The organism is Aeromicrobium sp. 10G20-16, assembly GCF_055809665.1.
In genome coordinates, this window is the sequence record NZ_CM147919.1 from 2,065,607 (window position 1) to 2,082,632 (window position 17,026).

Consider the following 17,026-nt stretch of genomic DNA (forward strand, 5'->3'; position numbering starts at 1 on the left):
CAGTCAGGACAGATCAGCCGCTCACAGCGCTGGCACGAGATGTAGGCCTCGCGGTCAGGGTGTCGGTAGCACCGCTGATCGGCGACAGGGTCGGACGTCACGCCTCCGCGCGCTCGATCCGCAGCGACTCGATGACCACCGGGGTCGAGGGCTTGTCGAACCGGTCGGTCGGCGAGGCGCCGATCGCGTCGACCACGGCACGACTCTCGTCGTCGGCGACCTCGCCGAAGATGGTGTGCTTGCGGTTGAGCCAGGTGGTGGGCGCCAGCGTGATGAAGAACTGCGAGCCGTTGGTGTTGGGGCCTGCGTTGGCCATGGCCAGCAGGTAGGGGCGATCGAACTGCAGGTCCGGGTGGAACTCGTCCTCGAACTCATAGCCCGGTCCGCCGCGACCGTCACCCATCGGGTCGCCGCCCTGCAGCATGAAGTCGGCGATGATGCGGTGGAATCCCAGACCGTCGTAGAACGGACGGGTCGCCAGCTGCCCGGTGGCGGGGTCGACGAACTCCTTGGTTCCCTCGGCCAGCCCCACGAAGTTCTCGACCGTCTTGGGGGCCTGGTCGGCAAACAGGTTCACGACGATGGTGCCGAGATTCGTCGCGAGGTGGGCGGTCAGCTGCGATGCCACGTTCTGGGGGTCCTTTCGGGCGGATGTGTGCACCTCATTCTCCCACGCACCGCCTGAAACGGCTCCCCGCCGGGCCGCACGTGCCGGGCGCTACCGTGACCTGCATGACTGCCTCCCCCACGGTCGACCTGTCCCGGGTCGCGTCCGACATCGCCGTGCTCACCTTCAGCGCCCCTCCGGTGAACCTGTACTCAGCCGAGCTGCACGACGCGTTCGACGCGGCACTGGACGACATCGAGGCCGACCTGCCCCGCGCGCTGCTGATCCGGGCCGAGGGCAAGCTGGTCTCCGGCGGGGTCGACGTCGCGGCGTTCCACGCGCAGAAGACGCGCGCCGACACCCAGCGGCTGTACGACCGCATGCTCGAGCTGCCCGAGCGCATCGATGCCCTGGACGTTCCGACGTTCTTCGCCGCGCACGCCCTCACGCTGACCTGGGCGTTCGAGGTGGCGCTGGCCTGCGACATCGTGATCGCGGCCGATCGGGCGAAGTTCGGCCTGGTCGAGCGCGTCATCGGTCTGACCCCCACGATGGGCGGCACCCAACGGCTCGCCGCGCGCGCCGGGGTGGGCCGGGCCAAGCAGCTGGTCTTCACCGGCGCCACCTACGACGCCGCCACCCTGGCCAGCTGGAACGTGGTCAACCACGTCCTGCCCGACGAGGGCTTCGACGATGCCGTGCTTGAGCTGGTTCGTCACGTCGCAGTGGGCCCGACCCGAGCGTTCGGCGCGGCCAAGCAGATCCTGCGTCACTTCGAGATCGGCGGAGTGCCCGAGGCCATCGCCCACACCACCTCGATCGCGTCGTCGTTGTTCGACACCGAGGACCTGCAGCACGGCATGGAGTCGTTCCTCACCGACGGCCCCGGCAAGGCGACCTTCGAGGGCCGCTAGCCGCTCTCGGTTCGCTTGCCGCTCTCGGTTTACCAGCAGGCCCCGGCAAACCTCATGTCTCCGGGCAAATTCACCCGAGGAGTGAACACCTTCCGGGGCCTGCTGGTAAACCGCCAACGGTCAGGCGGCAGCTTCGGCGCGTAGGCGGGTGGTGGCGCGGTGCTCGGCCCAGAAGCTCACGAACGGGATGGTCGCGAACAGGGCCGTGGTGATGACGAACCACGGCTGCCAGCGGTGGCGACGCGCGAGCACCGCGATCAGCACGAGCAGCGCCATGAACAGGTAGCCGTGGATCATGTCGATGATCGAGATGAGGCCGTCGTTGCGGTTCCACCACGACAGGTCGTTGGTGCTGAGCTGGGCGATGAAGGCGCCGATCACGAAGATCAGGTTCAGTCCGACGATCCAGGCGACGACGCGGTAGGCGATGGCGGTTCGGCTCACCCGGGAAGGTTACTCCGCGCCCACGAGCGCCGGCTCGGCGGCGGCCGCCACCTGCTCGCTGGTCATCCGCCACCACATGAACACCGTGAACAATCCGAACACCCACCACTGCAGGGCGTAGGCGAGGTTGCGCAGTCCCACGGTCCAGGACACGTCCTGGCTGGGTGCTTCGGCCACCGTCAGGCCCGAGGCGAGTCCGGCGTCGGTGCTGATGGCGAATCCCGAGTACAGGTCGTAGGGCAGCTCGTTGGCCAGCGCCGGGATGCGCATGGCGCCGATCGTGCGGCGGTCCGGATCCCACGGCTGTCCCTCGCCCTGTCCGGACTGCAACAGACCGTCGACCGTGACCTGGCCGGTCGGCAGCGACGGCGCATCCCCCACCTCGGGGGCCCAGCCACGCACCACGAGCATCGCGTCACGGGGATCGGTCATCAACGGGGCCACCAGCCAGGCGCCGCGGACGCCGCCCTGGTCACGACCGGTGACCCAGAACTGGTCGGCAGCCGGGGCGAAGGTCCCCGTCATCGAGACGGGGCGCTGGTTGAGGCGCGGCTCGAACGGCTCGTCGGGTCCCCAGAGGCCCGCGAGCGACACCTGCGGAACCTCTTGACGATCCGCACGCTCGGAGGCCTGCCGGGTGTCATAGACCCCCAGCTGCCACAGCCCCATCACGATGCAGAACGTCAGGGCGACGACGGCGAACAGGTGCAGCCCGATCAGCGCCGGACGGAACCACTGCCTCACAGGTGGGCCGTCACGACGTGAAGCGCGCGACGTCCGGGTAGAGCGGGAAGCGCTCGGCCAGCACGGCCGTGCGCTTGCGCAGACCGTCGATGTCGACGTCGCCGGGCTTGAGCGCCTCGGCGATGACGTCGGCGACCTCGGTGAACTCCTCGGTGCCGAAGCCGCGGGTGGCCAGGGCGGGCGTGCCGATGCGCAGGCCCGACGTCACCATCGGCGGCCGCGGATCGTTGGGGACCGCGTTGCGGTTGACCGTGATGCCCACCTCGTGCAGCCGGTCCTCGGCCTGCTGACCGTCGAGCTCGCTGTCACGCAGGTCGACCAGGACGAGGTGGACGTCGGTGCCGCCGCTGAGCACCTGCACGCCGGCGGCACGGGAGTCGTCCTGCATGAGCCGCTCGGCCAGGATGCGTGCACCGTCGAGCGTGCGCTGCTGGCGGTCGGTGAAGTCCGGGCCGAGGGCCATCTTGAACGCCACGGCCTTGGCGGCGATCACGTGCTCGAGCGGACCGCCCTGCTGGCCGGGGAACACCGCGGACTGCAGCTTCTTGACCATCTCGGGGTCGTTGGACAAGATCGCGCCACCCCGCGGGCCGCCCAGCGTCTTGTGGGTGGTGGTCGACACGACGTGCGCGTGCGGCAGCGGGCTGGGGTGCAGCTCGGCGGCGACCAGCCCGGCGAAGTGCGCCATGTCCACCCACAGCAGAGCACCGACCTCGTCGGCGATCGCGCGGAAGGCGCCGAAGTCGAGCTGGCGCGGGTAGGCCGACCAGCCGGCGATGATCACCTTGGGCGAGTGCTCGAGGGCCAGCGACCGCACCTCGTCCATGTCGACGATGCCCTCGTCGTCCACGTGGTACGGCACGACCTCGTACAGGCGCCCGGAGAAGTTGATCTTCATGCCGTGCGTGAGGTGGCCGCCGTTGGCCAGGTCCAGCCCCATGATCGTGTCGCCGGGACGCGCGATGGCGTGCAGCACGGCGGCGTTGGCCGTGGCGCCCGAGTGCGGCTGGACGTTGGCGTACTCGGCGCCGAACAGCTGCTTGAGCCGGTCGATGGCGATCTGCTCGACCTGGTCGACGACCTCGCAACCGCCGTAGTAGCGCTTGCCGGGGTAGCCCTCGGCGTACTTGTTCGTCAGCACGCTGCCCTGCGCCTGGAGCGCCGCGACGGGTGCGAAGTTCTCCGACGCGATCATCTCCAGCGTCGTCTGCTGACGCTGCAGCTCGGCGTCGAGCAACGCTGCGATCTCGGGGTCGAACTGCGAAAGCGGCTGGTCCAGGCTCATGGCACCCAGACTATCGGTCCGCCGGGAGGATCAGTGCTCGGGGAAGAGGGATCCGCCGCGCTTGGTGACCAGCACCGCAGCCTGGGTGCGGCGCTGCAGCCCCAGCTTGGACAGCATCTGCGTGACGTAGTTCTTGATCGTCTTCTCCGCGAGGTACATCTCGTCGGCGATCTGCTTGTTGGTCAGGCCCTGTCCGATGTACTCCAGGATGCGTCGCTCCTGGCGGGTCAGCTTGTCCAGCGGATCGGTCGTGGGCGCACCCTCGCGGATGCGCTCGAGCACCTTCTGGGTGACGGTGGGGTCCAGCAGCGACTCTCCCGCGGCCACCCGGCGGATCGACTCGACGATCTCGTTGCCACGCACCTGCTTGAGCACGTAGCCGGCCGCGCCGGCCATGACGGCCGAGAACAACGCCTCGTCGTCGTCGTACGAGGTCAGGATCAGCACCGCGGTCTTGGGGTGGCGCGAGCGGACCTCGCGGCACACCTCGATGCCGGTGCCGTCGGGCAGGCGACCGTCGAGGACGGCGACGTCAGGCTTGAGCTGGGGGATCTGGCGCAGTGCCTCGGCGGCCAGACCAGCCTCGCCGATGACCTTCAGGTCGTCGTTGCGCTCCAGCAGGCTCTTGATGCCCTGCCGGACGATCTCGTGATCGTCGAGCAGGAACACCGTGATCGGTTCGGTCATGCGCTCTCCCCTGGGACGCTCCACGTGATCGTGGATCCACCGGTCGGTGTGCTCTCGACCTCGCACTGTCCACCGAGCAGCTCGGCACGACGACGCATGTTGCGCATCCCGTTGCCTCCGTCTCGTCCGACTGATGGGTCGAAGCCCTGTCCGTTGTCCACCACAGTGAGAGTGACATGGTCGCCGACCGTGACGTCAAGCGAGACCTTGGTGGCCTTTGCATGTTGCACGATGTTGGACAACATCTCGCCCGCGACTGCGACCACGTGCTCCCGCACCATACCGGACACCTGTGTCGTCACGGGCCCGCTGAACGTGACCACGGGCCGGAATCCCAGCAGTTCGCCGGCATCATCGGCCATTCGGGTCAGAATCGCAGGGACGTCGGGACTGTCGACGTCGTCGTGCTCGAGTCCGGAGATGGTGCGCCGCAGATCGGCGATCGTCTCGTCGATGCCGTCGATGGCCGAGGACAGCGAGGCAGCCACCTTGGGGTCGTCGGTGACGCTGGCGGTCTGGTCCAGGTTCATGCCGATCGCGAAGAGGCGCTGGATGACGACGTCGTGCAGGTCGCGGCTGATGCGGCCCCGGTCCTCGAAGATCGCGAGGCGTCGCCGATCACCCTGGACCCGCGCCATCTGGAGCACCTGTGCGGCCTGCTCGGCGAAGCGTTCGGGCAGCTCGGGATCGAGCTCCCAGGAGTCGACGAGTCGAGAACCGGCCCAGCCGACGACCAGCGTGCCCCTCCCGCCGCCCTGAGGACCAGAACCGTCGTGCAGCGGCAGCATCTGCACGGTGCGCAACGCAGGCCAGCCCGCGAGGATCTTGGGGTCGTAGCGACGATCCAGCTCGGTGCGCGGCACGACGACCGCGTGCCCGGTGCGCACCGGCCGCCCCACAAGGGTGCCGGCGACGGGCACGGACTCACCGAGCAGACCGTCCGACTCGACGCCCGAGACCGCTGCGACCACGAGGTCCTCGCCGTCGTCGTCGGGCAGCAGCAGGATCGCGCACGACGCCGACGCCACGTCACGGGCGCGATCGACGATCAGCTGCCAGGCCGACTCGTGCGACACCGGGCCGAGCAGGCTCGTGGCGATCTCGACCGAGGCGTCCAGCCAGCGCCGGTCCCGCACCGACTTCTCGTGCAGCAGCGCGGTGCTGATCATCAACCCCGCCGAGCTGGCGAACGCGTCGGCCACGTCCTCGTCGTCAGCCGAGAACCCTCGGCCGGACTCGTGGTCGAACAGGTACAGGTTGCCGAACGTGCGGCCGTCGACCCGCAACGGCACTCCGAGGAAGGCGAGCGATCCGATCGGGGAGGACGCCTGGTCGAGCAGGTCGACCAACGCCTCGCGTCCGGCGAGCGACTCGGTCAGGTCGTCGGGCAGGCCGAAGGAGGCGAAGCGGCCGAGGCGGCGGTCGGCTCGGCCGTCGACGACGTCCAGGATCCCGCAGCGCGCACCGCTGAGCCGGCAGGCCTCGCGCACCAAGCGCTGCAGCAAGCCGTCCACGGACAGGTCGCGCGACACGTCAGCGAGGCCGAACCATGCGTCTCGGCGGCGCTGCTGCGACGTGACCCGGATGTCACCCTCCATGTCCCTCATTTCGTAGAGGCCCATTGTGCCCGAACGAATGGACTTTAGTCCCTATTTTGGCAGATCCACCCAACTTCCCTCGGGGTGGCCCGCGCACACGACCGCACCGGACCGAAACGTCACCAAACTGCAATCCCAAGGAGACAGCCCGACGTGTAGCGTGCCGAGCGATCTAGTCCGTCGTGACTAGTCCACGGCGGCCGGGGGACGGCGCCGAGTCGTTCTCAGGAGGACATCGATGAACACCACTCGACCCAGCACGGGCCGACGCACCATCGCGATCACCGCGGTGGCCGCTCTCTCCGGGCTCGCCCTCGCGGCGTGCGGCGCCGGCAAGTCCGGCGACTCCAACGCCGGGCTGATCGTGGGCACCACCGACCAGGTGGTCTCGATCGACCCAGCAGGCTCGTACGACAACGGTTCGCTCAACGTGCAGACGCAGGTGTACCAGTACCTGCTGAACTTCCCGGCCGGCACCACCGACCTGACCCCCGACGCCGCCTCGAAGTGCGACTTCGACCCGAACGACGGCACCAAGTACGTGTGCACCATGAAGCCGGGCCTGAAGTTCGCCAACGGTCACGACCTGACCGCCAGCGACGTCGCCTTCAGCTTCAACCGCATCGTCAAGATCAACGACCCCAACGGCCCTGCCTCGCTGCTCGGCGCGATGAAGTCGGTGGAGGCCACCGACGACTCGACCGTCACGTTCACCCTCGCGGCGCCCAACGACCAGACCTTCCCGCAGATCCTGGTCACCTCGGCCGGTCCGATCGTCGACGAGGAGACCTACCCCGCCGACGCCGTGCTCGACGACGACGCCGCCGTGAAGGCCAACGGCTTCTCCGGTCCGTACACCATCAAGAGCTACCAGAAGAACCAGCTCGCCGAGTTCGTGGCGAATCCCGACTACGACGGCACGTACGAGGCCCCCAAGGCCAAGAACGTGACGATGAAGTACTACGCCAAGCCCGAGAACCTCAAGCTCGACATCCAGAACGGCGCCATCGACGTGGCCTACCGCTCGCTGACGCCCACCGACATCGCCGACCTCGAGAAGAGCGACGGCGTGAAGGTGCACACCGGCGCCGGCGGCGAGCTGCGATACGTGGTGTTCAACCTCGACACGATGCCGGGCACCTCGCCCGAGCAGAAGCTGGCCATCCGCAAGGCGGCCGCCTCCTCGGTCAACCGCGACGAGCTGTCGGAGCAGGTCTACAAGGGCACGTACACCCCGGCGTACTCGATGGTGCCCGACGGCCAGGCCGGAGCGAATGAGGCGTTCAAGGACCTGTACGGCGCCGCGCCCGACAAGGCGGCCGCCGAGAAGTTCCTCAGCGACGCCGGCGTGAAGACGCCGGTCGACATCAAGCTGCAGTACAACCCCGACCACTACGGCTCCAGCTCGGACCAGGAGTACAACGCCGTCAAGCGTCAGCTCGAGGCGACGGGCCTGTTCAAGGTCTCGCTGCAGTCGACCGAGTGGGTCACGTACTCCGAGGAGTACCCCGCCGACGCGTACCCGGTCTTCCAGCTGGGCTGGTTCCCGGACTTCCCGGACGCCGACAACTACCTGTCGCCGTTCCTGAGCCCGTACGACGACAAGCAGAGCGGCAACTTCACCAACTCGCACTACAACGAGATCGGCACGCCGTTCCAGGACGACGAGATGACCAAGCTGCTGGACTCGGAGCGCGTCGACGGCGACCAGGCCAGCCGCGAGGCCACGATCGGCAAGATCCAGGACCGGCTCGCCGACCAGGTGCCATACCTGCCGCTGCTGACCGGCTCGCAGGTCGCCATCGCCGGAGACGACGTGAAGGGGGTCGACGACACGCTCGACGCGTCGTTCAAGTTCCGCTTCACGGCACTGTCGAAGTGAGCCGCTAGATCGATCGGGGGCAGGTCCGGGCCGGTACCGGGCCTGCCCCCTTCGTCGTCCCGATCCACCCACCGCAGGAGCCACGCATGGCCGTCACCGAGTCCCTCACCCCGGTCTCGTCACCGGACGAACCCGATGCCCCCCGTCGGGGCGGGTTGAGTCCGCTGGCGCGCTACCTGCTGGTGCGCCTGGCGCTGCTGGTCCCGATGATCTGGCTGCTCGTCACGATGGTCTTCGTGCTGATGCGGGTCATCGGTGATCCCATCCAGGCCGCCCTGGGTGGTCGCCTCAGCGCGGCCCAGATCGCCGAGCGCAAGGCCGACGCCGGACTGGACCGCCCGATCCTGACGCAGTACTGGGAGTACCTCACCGGACTGCTGCACGGCGACTTCGGCACCACGCTCACCGACAACCGCAAGGTGTCGGACATCCTGGTCGTCAACGGTGCGGCCACGCTCGAGCTGGCGTTCTGGTCGCTGCTGGTGGCGTTCTGCGTGGGCATCCCACTCGGACGTCTCGCCGCCCGGTACCGCGACCGGCTGCCCGACGTCATGCTGCGCCTGTTCGCGATCCTGGTCTACGCGGCACCGGTGTTCTTCGTGGGTCTGCTGCTCAAGCTGGCGTTCACCCCGTTCGGGTGGCCGTCGTCCGGGCGAGCCAGCACCAGCACCGAGCTGACCTTGCAGAACGTGAATCCGCAGACCCACATCATGATCGTCGACGCGATCCTGTGGGGCGAGCCGTCGCTGATCTGGGACGTCCTGCAGCACGCCATGCTGCCGGCGATCGCCCTCGGACTGCTGACCGGCGGCATCTTCCTGCGGCTGGTGCGGGTGAACCTGCTGCAGACGCTGCGCATGGACTACGTGACCGCGGCCCGCGCCCGCGGCGTCAGCGAGCGCCGCGTGCTGAGCAAGCACGCGTTCCGCAACGCGCTGGTACCGGTGGTCACCGTGATGGGGCTGCAGATCGCGCTGCTGCTCGGCGGAGCGATCCTCACCGAGACCACCTTCGAGTGGAAGGGCCTCGGATACCAACTGTCGCAGTACCTGATCCGTCGCGACTTCCTGGCGGTGCAGGGCATCGTCACCGTCATCGCCCTGATCGTCGGGGTGATGAGCTTCCTGATCGACGTCGTGGTCGCCTTCGTCGACCCGCGAGTGAGGTTCTGATCATGGGTGTGGTCAAGCAGTCCCACGGACTTCAGCGCTTCATGCTGCTGCTCGGTTTCGGGCTGATCGCCCTGTTCGTCGTGCTGGCGGTCTTCGCCCCGCTGCTGGCTCCCTACGGCTTCAACCAGGCCCGCGGCGCCGACGGCGTGCTGTTCGGCACGCAGGACCCGCCCTCGTGGGACCACCTGTTCGGCACCACCGTCGGGGGCACCGACGTGCTCTCGCGGGTCATCTACGGTGCGCGCACCGCGGTCGTCGTGATCGTGCTCGCGGTGATCCTGTCCGGCCTGGTCGGTGTGCCCCTGGGTCTGCTGTCGGGCTTCCTCGGGGGGTGGCTCGACCGGGCGCTCGTGTTCGTGATGGACGCGCTGTACGCGTTCCCGTCGCTGCTGCTGGCCATCGTGGTGTCGATCGTGCTGTCCGGCGGCAGCAGCGGGGCCGTCGGTGGCATCCTGGCCGCTGCCATCTCGATCACGGTCGTGTTCGTGCCGCAGTACTACCGCGTCATCAGGAACGCCACCTTGTCGGTCAAGGCCGAGCCGTACGTCGACGCTGCCCGGGTCGTGGGCGCCCGCACCCCCCGCATCCTGCGCAAGCACATCTTCTCCAACGTCTCGCAGTCGCTGCCGGTCATCGCGACGCTCAATGCGTCGGAGGCGATCCTCACCCTCGCAGGTCTGGGGTTCCTCGGCTTCGGCATCGAGCCCTCGGCCGCCGCGGAGTGGGGCTACGACCTGAACAAGGCGCTGCCCGACGCCTCGTCGGGCATCTGGTGGACCGGGGTGTTCCCCGGTGCCGCGATCGTGCTCATCGTGCTGGGGGCGACCCTGGTCGGCGAGAGTCTGAACGACATCCTCAACCCCCTGCTGCGCACGCGCAGCGGGGAGACCACCACCGCGGACACCGCTGAGCTTCGGCGAGTTCGACGCTCCGGCCGCTGCCGCACCGGCCGGCGAGACCAAGCGTGTGGCGGCGCTGTCACTGACCGACCTCGACGTCACCTTCCGCACCGACGCTGCGCCGGTGCACGCGGTCAACGGCATCAGCTTCGACGTCGCGCCCGGTGAGGTCGTCGCCGTCGTGGGTGAGTCCGGATCCGGCAAGTCGGTGACCTCGCGGGCCGTGCTGGGCCTGCTCCCGTCCACCGCCGAGGTCACCGGTTCGGCCACGCTGCGCCACCGCGAGGGTGTCGACCGCGAGCTGATCGGCATGAGCACCCGCGACCTGCAGCCCATCCGCGGCGACCAGGTCTCGATGGTGTTCCAGGAGCCGTCGACCGCGTTGAACCCGGTGTACACGGTCGGTTGGCAGATCATCGAGGGACTGCGCGCCCACAGCACGGACTCCGCGAAGAAGATGTCCAAGAAGGCGGCGCGCGCCCGAGCCGTCGAGCTGCTCGAGCTCGTCGGGATGCCCGATCCGGCCGAGCGGGTCGACTACTACCCGCACCAGCTGTCCGGCGGACAGAAGCAGCGCGTCGTGATCGCGATGGCGATCGCGTCCAGTCCCGACGTGATCATCGCCGACGAGCCGACCACCGCGCTGGACGTCACCGTGCAGGCGGCGATCCTCGAGCTGCTGCTGTCGCTGCGTGAGCGCCTCGGCACCGCGATCGTGCTCATCACCCACAACATGGGCGTGGTGGCCGACATGGCCGATCGCGTGGTGGTCATGTACCGCGGGTCGGTCGTCGAGCAGGCTCCGGTCGACCAGCTGTTCGCCGAGCCCGCCCACCCCTACACCCGTGCGCTGCTCGACGCCGTTCCGCACCTGGGTCGAGGAGACGGCCCCCAGCCCGTGGCGTCGGACGCCGAGACGGTGCTGGAGATCGACGACGTCACCGTCGAGTTCGCCGGCCGATTCGGTCGTCCGAGCTTCCGCGCCGTCGACCAGGTGTCACTCACGGTCCGCCGCGGCGAGGTGCTGGGCCTGGTGGGCGAGTCCGGGTCCGGCAAGTCGACCATCGGCCGCACGGCGGTCGGGCTGCAGCAGCCGACGGCGGGCACGGTCCGGGTGTCGGGCACCACCATCTCGGGGCTGTCCGATCGCGAGCTGCGTCCGCTGCGGTCCCGCTTCGGGTTCGTGTTCCAGGATCCCGCGGCGTCACTGAATCCGCGCATGTCGATCGCCGACTGCGTGGCCGAGCCGCTGCACGTCCAGACCGACCTGACCGACGACGCCGTGCACGCCAAGGTGCGCGAGCTGCTCGACAGCGTCGAGCTGCCCGGCGCCTACGCCGAGCGCTACCCGCACGAGCTGTCCGGCGGCCAGCGTCAACGGGTGAGCCTCGCCCGCGCCCTGGCGCTCGATCCGGACCTGTTGATCGCCGACGAGCCCACCTCGGCGCTCGACGTGTCGGTGCAGGCTCGAGTGCTCGAGCTGTTCACCGAGCTGCAGCAGCGCTTCGACTTCGCGTGCCTGTTCATCAGCCACGACCTCGCCGTGGTCGACGCGCTCGCCAACCGCGTGGCCGTCATGCAGCACGGCCGGCTGGTCGAGGTGGGCGACCGCGCCCAGGTGCTCGGCGATCCACGGGAGGAGTACACCCAGCGCCTCATCGCCGCGGTTCCGGTGCCCGACCCGGCCGAGCAACGTCGTCGTCGCGCCGCACCTGGCCACCTGTTGACCGACCTGTCGTAGGACAGACTGGAGCCATGGATCCCGTGGCGATGGTGCGACAGCGCATCGGCGCTGCCCTGTTCGAGCGGGTCGCCGGCGACGAGGGTCCTGCTCGCCGTGAGCGCATCTGGAGCAGCACGGGTGAGCGTCGCTTCGGTCCTGACTCGGCGATCTTCCGGGTGCACTCCGACGCGTCGATGTTCGTCGGTGGAATCCGTGCCCTGCTCCTGCAGTCGCTGCACCCGTTGGCGATGGCTGCGGTCGACCAGCACTCCGGCTACCGCGGAGACCCGTGGGGCCGACTGCAGCGCACCAGCACGTTCCTGGCCGAGACCACCTTCGCGACCATCGAGCAGGCCGACCAGGCCATGGCTATCGTCCGGGCCGTGCACGACCGCATCGAGGGCGTCGCCCCCGACGGCCGCCCGTACCGGGCGTCGGACCCCCACCTGATCCGCTGGGTGCACGTCGCCGAGGTCGACAGCTTCCTGCGGGCGCACGACCGCTACGGCGGCCGGCCGCTCGACCCGACCGGCCGCGACGCCTACGTGGCCGAGACCGCCCACGTGGCCCGGGGCCTCGGCGCGGTCGACGTGCCCGAGACCGTCGCGGAGCTCGACGAGGTGATCGCCGGCTACCGCCCCGAGCTGCACAGCACGGAAGCCGCCCGTCGCACCGCCCGGTTCATCCTGCTGCACCCGCCGGTGTCGTTGAGCCAACGTGCTCCGTACTCGCTGCTGTGCGCCGCCGGGGTGGGGCTGCTGCCGCTGTGGGCCCGCTGGCCCCTGCGCCTGCCGTACCTGCCGGTCACGGAGGCGACCGCCGTCCGAGCCGCCGGCATCGCCATGACCGGCACGATCCGCTGGGCCATGGGCGCGCCGCCGAGCGCTGCGCCGCAACCATGAGCTCGGTCTCGGAGCGGGTCGGCCGCTCGCTGGGTCGACGACTGCGGATCGTCGGACGCGACCTGCGCCGGTTCCGGCCCGACTGGCGGTGGATCGCGGGCGTGCTGCGTTCGTTCGTGGTCTCGTTCGTGGCGCTCGCGGTCAGCCTGTGGCTGCTGCCCGGCACCCAGGTGACCCGTGGAACCGAGTCGGTCGCCACGCTCGCGGTGGTGCTGCTGGCCGTCGGCGCCCTGCTGCGTCCGCTGCTCACCCGCCTGACCGTCCTCACCGGAACCGTGGGTCTGCTCGTCGCGGGCCTGCTCGCGCAGGCGCTGCTGCTGGGGGTCGCCATGACCCTGGTGCCGACCGTCGAGCCGTTCAGCGTCGGTGAGATCGTCGTCGCCTCCTGGGCGGCCGCGGTGGTGGCGGCCGGCGTCAACTGGTTGTTCGACGCCAGCAGCGACGAGGCGTTCTTCGGCCAGGTCATGGGCCAGGCCGTGCGGCTGACCCATCGCGAGGGCTCGGAGTCGCGGGGCGTGCTGATCGTGCAGCTCGACGGGGTGAGCACGCCGTTGATGCGTCAGGCGATCACCGCCGGCGCGATGCCCACGGTGTCGCACTGGCTGCGGTCACACTCGCACCGCATGCAGTCCTGGCACACCGGCCTGCCGGCCACCACCCCTGCCGGGCAGGCCGCACTGCTGCACGGCGACGTCACGTCGGTACCGTCGTTTCGCTGGTACGACAAGAAGCAGGGTCGACTCGTGGTGTCCAGCCAGACCGACGACGTGGCGGCCGTCGAGCAGTCGTTCAGCACCGGCGACGGCCTGCTGGCGCACGGTGGCGTCAGCGTCTCCAACCTGTTCTCCGGCGACGCGCCCACCCGCATCCTGACGATGAGCGACGCCCGCATTCCGTCGCGCGAGCGGGCGACGGCCTCGTTCGCAGTGGGCCGGGCCGGGTTCGTCCGGTCGCTGGTGCTCCTGATCGGTCAGATGGTGACCGAGCTGCACCAGGGCCGTCGGCAGCGCCGTCGGCGTGTCGAGCCGCGGGTGCGGCGGACCGGGTCGTTCGTGCTGTTGCGCGGCCTGACCACCGTGGTGCTGCGTGACCTGAACGTGTCGATCGTGGCCGAGCACATGGCCCGCAGCGCACCGGTGATCTTCTGCGACTTCGTCGACTACGACGAGGTCGCCCACCATGCCGGCCCAAGTCGCCCCGAGTCGATGCGCACGCTGGAGAACCTCGATCGGGTGCTGCGGTTCTTCACCGAGGTGTCGCAGGAGGTGCGAGCGACCTACGAGCTCGTGGTGGTGTCCGACCACGGCCAGACCCAGGGCACCCCGTTCAAGCAGCTGACCGGGTCGACGCTGTCGCAGGTCGTCCACGACCTGGCGGCTCAGCCGGTGCGGATCAGTGGTGACGACCGGCCGGCCGAGCCGTGGGGTCCGGCCACCCTGCTGGCCGGAGGTACCGCTGCTCCGCGGGTCGTCGAGGCCGCGGCGCGACGAGCCACCCGACCCCCCGCCCAGCAGACCCCCGACACCGACCACCTGGTGGTCGCCGCGTCGGGCAACCTCGCCCACGTCTACCTGACCGACGAGCCGGACCGACTCACGCTGCGCGCGGTCGCCGATCGCTTTCCGGCGCTGATCGACGGGCTGGCGGCCCATCCGCACGTGGGCCTGGTGATGGGCCGGGTCGACGACAGCACGGTGCGGGTGTTCGGAGGGTCCGGGTGGCGCGACCTGCGTGACGGCGAGACCGTCGGCGGCGAGGGGGAGGACCCGACCGGGTCGTTCGGCTGGCGAGCGTCAGCCGACCTGTGCCAGCTGTCGTCGCGCGACCACGTGGGCGACCTGGTCGTCGTCGGCCGGTTCGATCCGGAGCTGCAGGAGGTCGTCGCCTTCGAGGAGCAGGTGGGTTCGCACGGCGGTTTCGGCGGCTGGCAGACCGAGGCACTGCTGATCCACCCCCAGTCTTGGTCCGACACCGGTGACGGCAGTCCTCTGGCCGGACCGGACGTGCACCGGCTGCTGGTCCGACGGCTCGAGGAGCTCGGCCTGCGAGGGCGTCCGTGACCGGCCTGGCCGTCACCTGGTGGGGCCACTCGTGCACGACCGTGGAGCTGGCCGGCGTTCGGGTGGGCACCGACCCGCTGCTGACCGACCGCGTCGCTCACCTGGTGCGGCACGCGCCCACCCCGCGCGCAGAGGCAGCCGAGGTGGACGTCGTGCTGGTGTCCCACCTGCACGGTGACCACCTGCACCTGCCGTCGCTACGGACCGTCGATCCGGCCGTCCCCCTGGTGGTTCCGCGCGGCGCCGCGGCGCTGCTCGCGCGACTCGGCTCGCGCACGGTGCACGAGGTGGCTCCGGGTGACCGGCTCGACGTGGCCGGTGTCGCGGTGCAGGTGCTGGCGGCCCAGCACGACGGGCGCCGACTGCCGGGCAGTCGCCATGCAGGTCCCGCGATCGGCTTCCGCATCACCTCGGGAGGTCGCAGCGTCTGGTACCCCGGCGACACCGGGATGGCCGACCACCTGCATGACGTCGAACCGGTCGACCTCGCCCTGCTGCCGATCGGCGGCTGGGGTCCGACGCTCGGCGACGAGCACCTCGGACCGGAGCAGGCGGCCGGTCTCGCCGCGTCGAACGGCAGCCGGTGGGCGCTCCCGGTCCACCACGGCACCTTCTGGCCGTGGGGTCTGCGCCGCATCGCGCGCGCCAACCACCGACGGTTGTTCGTCGGTCCGGCCGGTCGGTTCGCCGCGGCACTCGACGGTGCCGTCACCACTGCACTCCCTGCGCGCCACGGCGTCCGGCTCGAGCTGGGGCCAGGAGGTGCGGCATGAGCCTCTGGGCGCTGATGACGATGGCCGGCTTCGTCATGTTCGGCTCGATCATCCCGGTGGTGCCCACCGGGGCGGCGGTCAGCGCGGCAGCCGTGGTGGTGCAGGCGGACCATCCGTGGGAGATCGTCGTGGTCGTGGCGGTGGGCGCGGCCGGCGCCTACGCCGGCGACGTCATCACCTACCTGACCCTCCGGCGCTGGGGCACCCCGCTGGCCCAGCGCATCGGCTGGCTCCAGCGCGACAACCCGCAGGCCGCGCTGGCTGCCCTGCGCGAGGGCATCGAGCACAACGAGGTCCGCACCCTGCTGGTCTCGCGCCTGGTGCCGGGCGGACGCGTGCCTGTGCTCGTGGCCGCAGCGCTCGGCGGCTACCCGTGGCAGCGCTACGTGGTCGCGGCCGTGGGCGCCACGCTGTTGTGGTCGATCACCTACTCGGTGATCGGACTGGTCGGGAACACGGTCATCGACGACCAGCGGGTGGCCGTGGTCGTGGTGGTCGCTGCTGCGCTCGCGCTGACCGGGGTGGCCCAGCTGGTCGCCTCCCGGCGCCGCTCGCGCATGTGACGCATGGTGGAGGGGTACCCCATCGTCGAGGAGTGATGACCGTGAAGAAGCTGACCGTGCTGGTCGGCGCCGCCGCGGGCTACGTGCTGGGCGCGCGTGCCGGCCGCGAGCGCTACGAGCAGATCAAGAACGCCGTGCGTCGCACCGACCGGACGTCGACCGCCGGAGCAGACGTCCCGCCCCCGGGATCGACGTCATGAGCGCCGACGAGCGATCGACCGGTCAGCTGGTCGCCCAGCTGAGCGAGGACCTGTCCACCCTGGTGCGTGACGAGATGGCACTGGCCAAGCGCGACCTCGCCACCGCCGGCAAGCGCGTCGGCATCGGAGCGGGACTGTTCGGGGCCGCCGGGGTGGTCGTCTGGTTCGCGGTCGGCACCTTGGTCGCCGCAGCGGTGCTCGGCCTGGCGACGGTGCTGGACGCCTGGTTGTCGGCACTGATCGTGGGTGTGGCACTGGCCTTGGTGGCCGGTGCGATGGCCCTGGTGGGCAAGAGGTCGGTCGACCGAGCGCCCGAACCCCCGCGTGAACGTGTCGACAGCGTCAAGGCCGACGTGGCCGCCGCCCGTCCCGGAACCGAGGAGACCTCATGACCGACGACCTCGAGCGCGAGATCGAGCAGACTCGCGAGCACCTCGCCGACACCGTCGACGCCCTCACCGGCAAGGTCGAGACCGGAGCCAAGCGGTCCGTGCGCATCGGGGTCCCGATCGCCCTGGCCGTCGCCGTGGCCGTGATCGTGTGGCGACGGCGGTCCTGACCGGGCACCGGCCC

18 protein-coding genes are annotated in these 17,026 nt (G+C 69.9%); 12 read left to right on the forward strand and 6 right to left on the reverse strand.

The window, feature by feature from the left end; translation table 11 throughout:
- Nucleotides 1-97: 97 nt before the first annotated feature.
- Entirely contained in the window at nucleotides 98-628 is a 531-nt protein-coding gene (locus tag AC0L5F_RS10480; RefSeq protein WP_473313299.1) for a peptidylprolyl isomerase, read from the reverse strand.
- Between the two features lie 104 nt (nucleotides 629-732).
- On the opposite strand from AC0L5F_RS10480, the gene AC0L5F_RS10485 reads away from it, so the two are divergent.
- Nucleotides 733-1,521: an enoyl-CoA hydratase/isomerase family protein gene (locus tag AC0L5F_RS10485; protein WP_473313300.1), complete on the forward strand. Its 789-nt coding sequence runs from the start codon at nucleotides 733-735 to the stop codon at nucleotides 1,519-1,521.
- Between the two features lie 120 nt (nucleotides 1,522-1,641).
- Here the strand turns inward: AC0L5F_RS10485 and AC0L5F_RS10490 are convergent, their stop codons facing one another.
- From AC0L5F_RS10490 to AC0L5F_RS10510, 5 genes are read right to left on the reverse strand one after another with little or no spacing between them, the layout of a single operon-like run.
- The gene (locus tag AC0L5F_RS10490) at nucleotides 1,642-1,965 is read right to left on the reverse strand and encodes a DUF3817 domain-containing protein (protein WP_473313301.1); all 324 of its coding nucleotides are present in this window, start codon (nucleotides 1,963-1,965) and stop codon (nucleotides 1,642-1,644) included.
- A 9-nt stretch (nucleotides 1,966-1,974) separates the two neighbouring features.
- On the reverse strand, nucleotides 1,975-2,709 hold the full coding sequence (locus AC0L5F_RS10495) for an SURF1 family protein (RefSeq protein WP_473313302.1): 735 nt from the start codon (nucleotides 2,707-2,709) through the stop codon (nucleotides 1,975-1,977).
- A gap of 10 nt (nucleotides 2,710-2,719) precedes the next feature.
- Complete coding sequence (gene glyA / locus AC0L5F_RS10500; RefSeq protein WP_473313304.1) at nucleotides 2,720-3,994, reverse strand: serine hydroxymethyltransferase; 1,275 nt, start codon at nucleotides 3,992-3,994, stop codon at nucleotides 2,720-2,722.
- Between the two features lie 30 nt (nucleotides 3,995-4,024).
- Entirely contained in the window at nucleotides 4,025-4,681 is a 657-nt protein-coding gene (locus AC0L5F_RS10505; RefSeq protein ID WP_473313305.1) for a response regulator, read from the reverse strand.
- Nucleotides 4,678-6,288: a sensor histidine kinase gene (locus AC0L5F_RS10510; protein ID WP_473313306.1), complete on the reverse strand. Its 1,611-nt coding sequence runs from the start codon at nucleotides 6,286-6,288 to the stop codon at nucleotides 4,678-4,680. The genes AC0L5F_RS10505 and AC0L5F_RS10510 overlap by 4 nt, the downstream gene beginning before the upstream one ends.
- A 229-nt stretch (nucleotides 6,289-6,517) precedes the next feature.
- On the opposite strand from AC0L5F_RS10510, the gene AC0L5F_RS10515 reads away from it, so the two are divergent.
- The 11 genes from AC0L5F_RS10515 to AC0L5F_RS10565 all read left to right on the forward strand — a co-directional run bounded on the left by AC0L5F_RS10515 (nucleotide 6,518) and on the right by AC0L5F_RS10565 (nucleotide 17,012).
- Nucleotides 6,518-8,161: an ABC transporter substrate-binding protein gene (locus AC0L5F_RS10515; RefSeq protein WP_473313307.1), complete on the forward strand. Its 1,644-nt coding sequence runs from the start codon at nucleotides 6,518-6,520 to the stop codon at nucleotides 8,159-8,161.
- A gap of 86 nt (nucleotides 8,162-8,247) precedes the next feature.
- Nucleotides 8,248-9,333 carry an ABC transporter permease gene (locus AC0L5F_RS10520; RefSeq protein ID WP_473313308.1) on the forward strand — a complete coding sequence of 362 codons (1,086 nt, stop codon included), beginning with the start codon at nucleotides 8,248-8,250 and terminating at the stop codon, nucleotides 9,331-9,333.
- A gap of 2 nt (nucleotides 9,334-9,335) precedes the next feature.
- The gene (locus AC0L5F_RS10525) at nucleotides 9,336-10,400 is read left to right on the forward strand and encodes an ABC transporter permease (protein ID WP_473313309.1); all 1,065 of its coding nucleotides are present in this window, start codon (nucleotides 9,336-9,338) and stop codon (nucleotides 10,398-10,400) included.
- Nucleotides 10,300-11,973: an ABC transporter ATP-binding protein gene (locus AC0L5F_RS10530; RefSeq protein ID WP_473313310.1), complete on the forward strand. Its 1,674-nt coding sequence runs from the start codon at nucleotides 10,300-10,302 to the stop codon at nucleotides 11,971-11,973. The genes AC0L5F_RS10525 and AC0L5F_RS10530 overlap by 101 nt, the downstream gene beginning before the upstream one ends.
- Before the next feature lie 14 nt (nucleotides 11,974-11,987).
- Nucleotides 11,988-12,857, forward strand: a complete 870-nt coding sequence (locus AC0L5F_RS10535; protein ID WP_473313311.1) for an oxygenase MpaB family protein — start codon at nucleotides 11,988-11,990, stop codon at nucleotides 12,855-12,857.
- The gene (locus tag AC0L5F_RS10540; RefSeq protein ID WP_473313312.1) at nucleotides 12,854-14,917 is read left to right on the forward strand and encodes an alkaline phosphatase family protein; all 2,064 of its coding nucleotides are present in this window, start codon (nucleotides 12,854-12,856) and stop codon (nucleotides 14,915-14,917) included. The genes AC0L5F_RS10535 and AC0L5F_RS10540 overlap by 4 nt, the downstream gene beginning before the upstream one ends.
- A complete protein-coding gene (locus tag AC0L5F_RS10545) occupies nucleotides 14,914-15,690 on the forward strand; it encodes an MBL fold metallo-hydrolase (protein WP_473313313.1) in 777 nt (258 codons plus the stop codon). The genes AC0L5F_RS10540 and AC0L5F_RS10545 overlap by 4 nt, the downstream gene beginning before the upstream one ends.
- Nucleotides 15,687-16,253 carry a DedA family protein gene (locus AC0L5F_RS10550; RefSeq protein WP_473313314.1) on the forward strand — a complete coding sequence of 189 codons (567 nt, stop codon included), beginning with the start codon at nucleotides 15,687-15,689 and terminating at the stop codon, nucleotides 16,251-16,253. The genes AC0L5F_RS10545 and AC0L5F_RS10550 overlap by 4 nt, the downstream gene beginning before the upstream one ends.
- Before the next feature lie 41 nt (nucleotides 16,254-16,294).
- A complete protein-coding gene (locus tag AC0L5F_RS10555; protein WP_473313315.1) occupies nucleotides 16,295-16,453 on the forward strand; it encodes a hypothetical protein in 159 nt (52 codons plus the stop codon).
- A complete protein-coding gene (locus tag AC0L5F_RS10560; RefSeq protein WP_473313316.1) occupies nucleotides 16,450-16,845 on the forward strand; it encodes a phage holin family protein in 396 nt (131 codons plus the stop codon). The genes AC0L5F_RS10555 and AC0L5F_RS10560 overlap by 4 nt, the downstream gene beginning before the upstream one ends.
- Complete coding sequence (locus AC0L5F_RS10565) at nucleotides 16,842-17,012, forward strand: DUF3618 domain-containing protein (protein ID WP_473313318.1); 171 nt, start codon at nucleotides 16,842-16,844, stop codon at nucleotides 17,010-17,012. The genes AC0L5F_RS10560 and AC0L5F_RS10565 overlap by 4 nt, the downstream gene beginning before the upstream one ends.
- The last annotated feature ends 14 nt before the right edge of the window (nucleotides 17,013-17,026 follow it).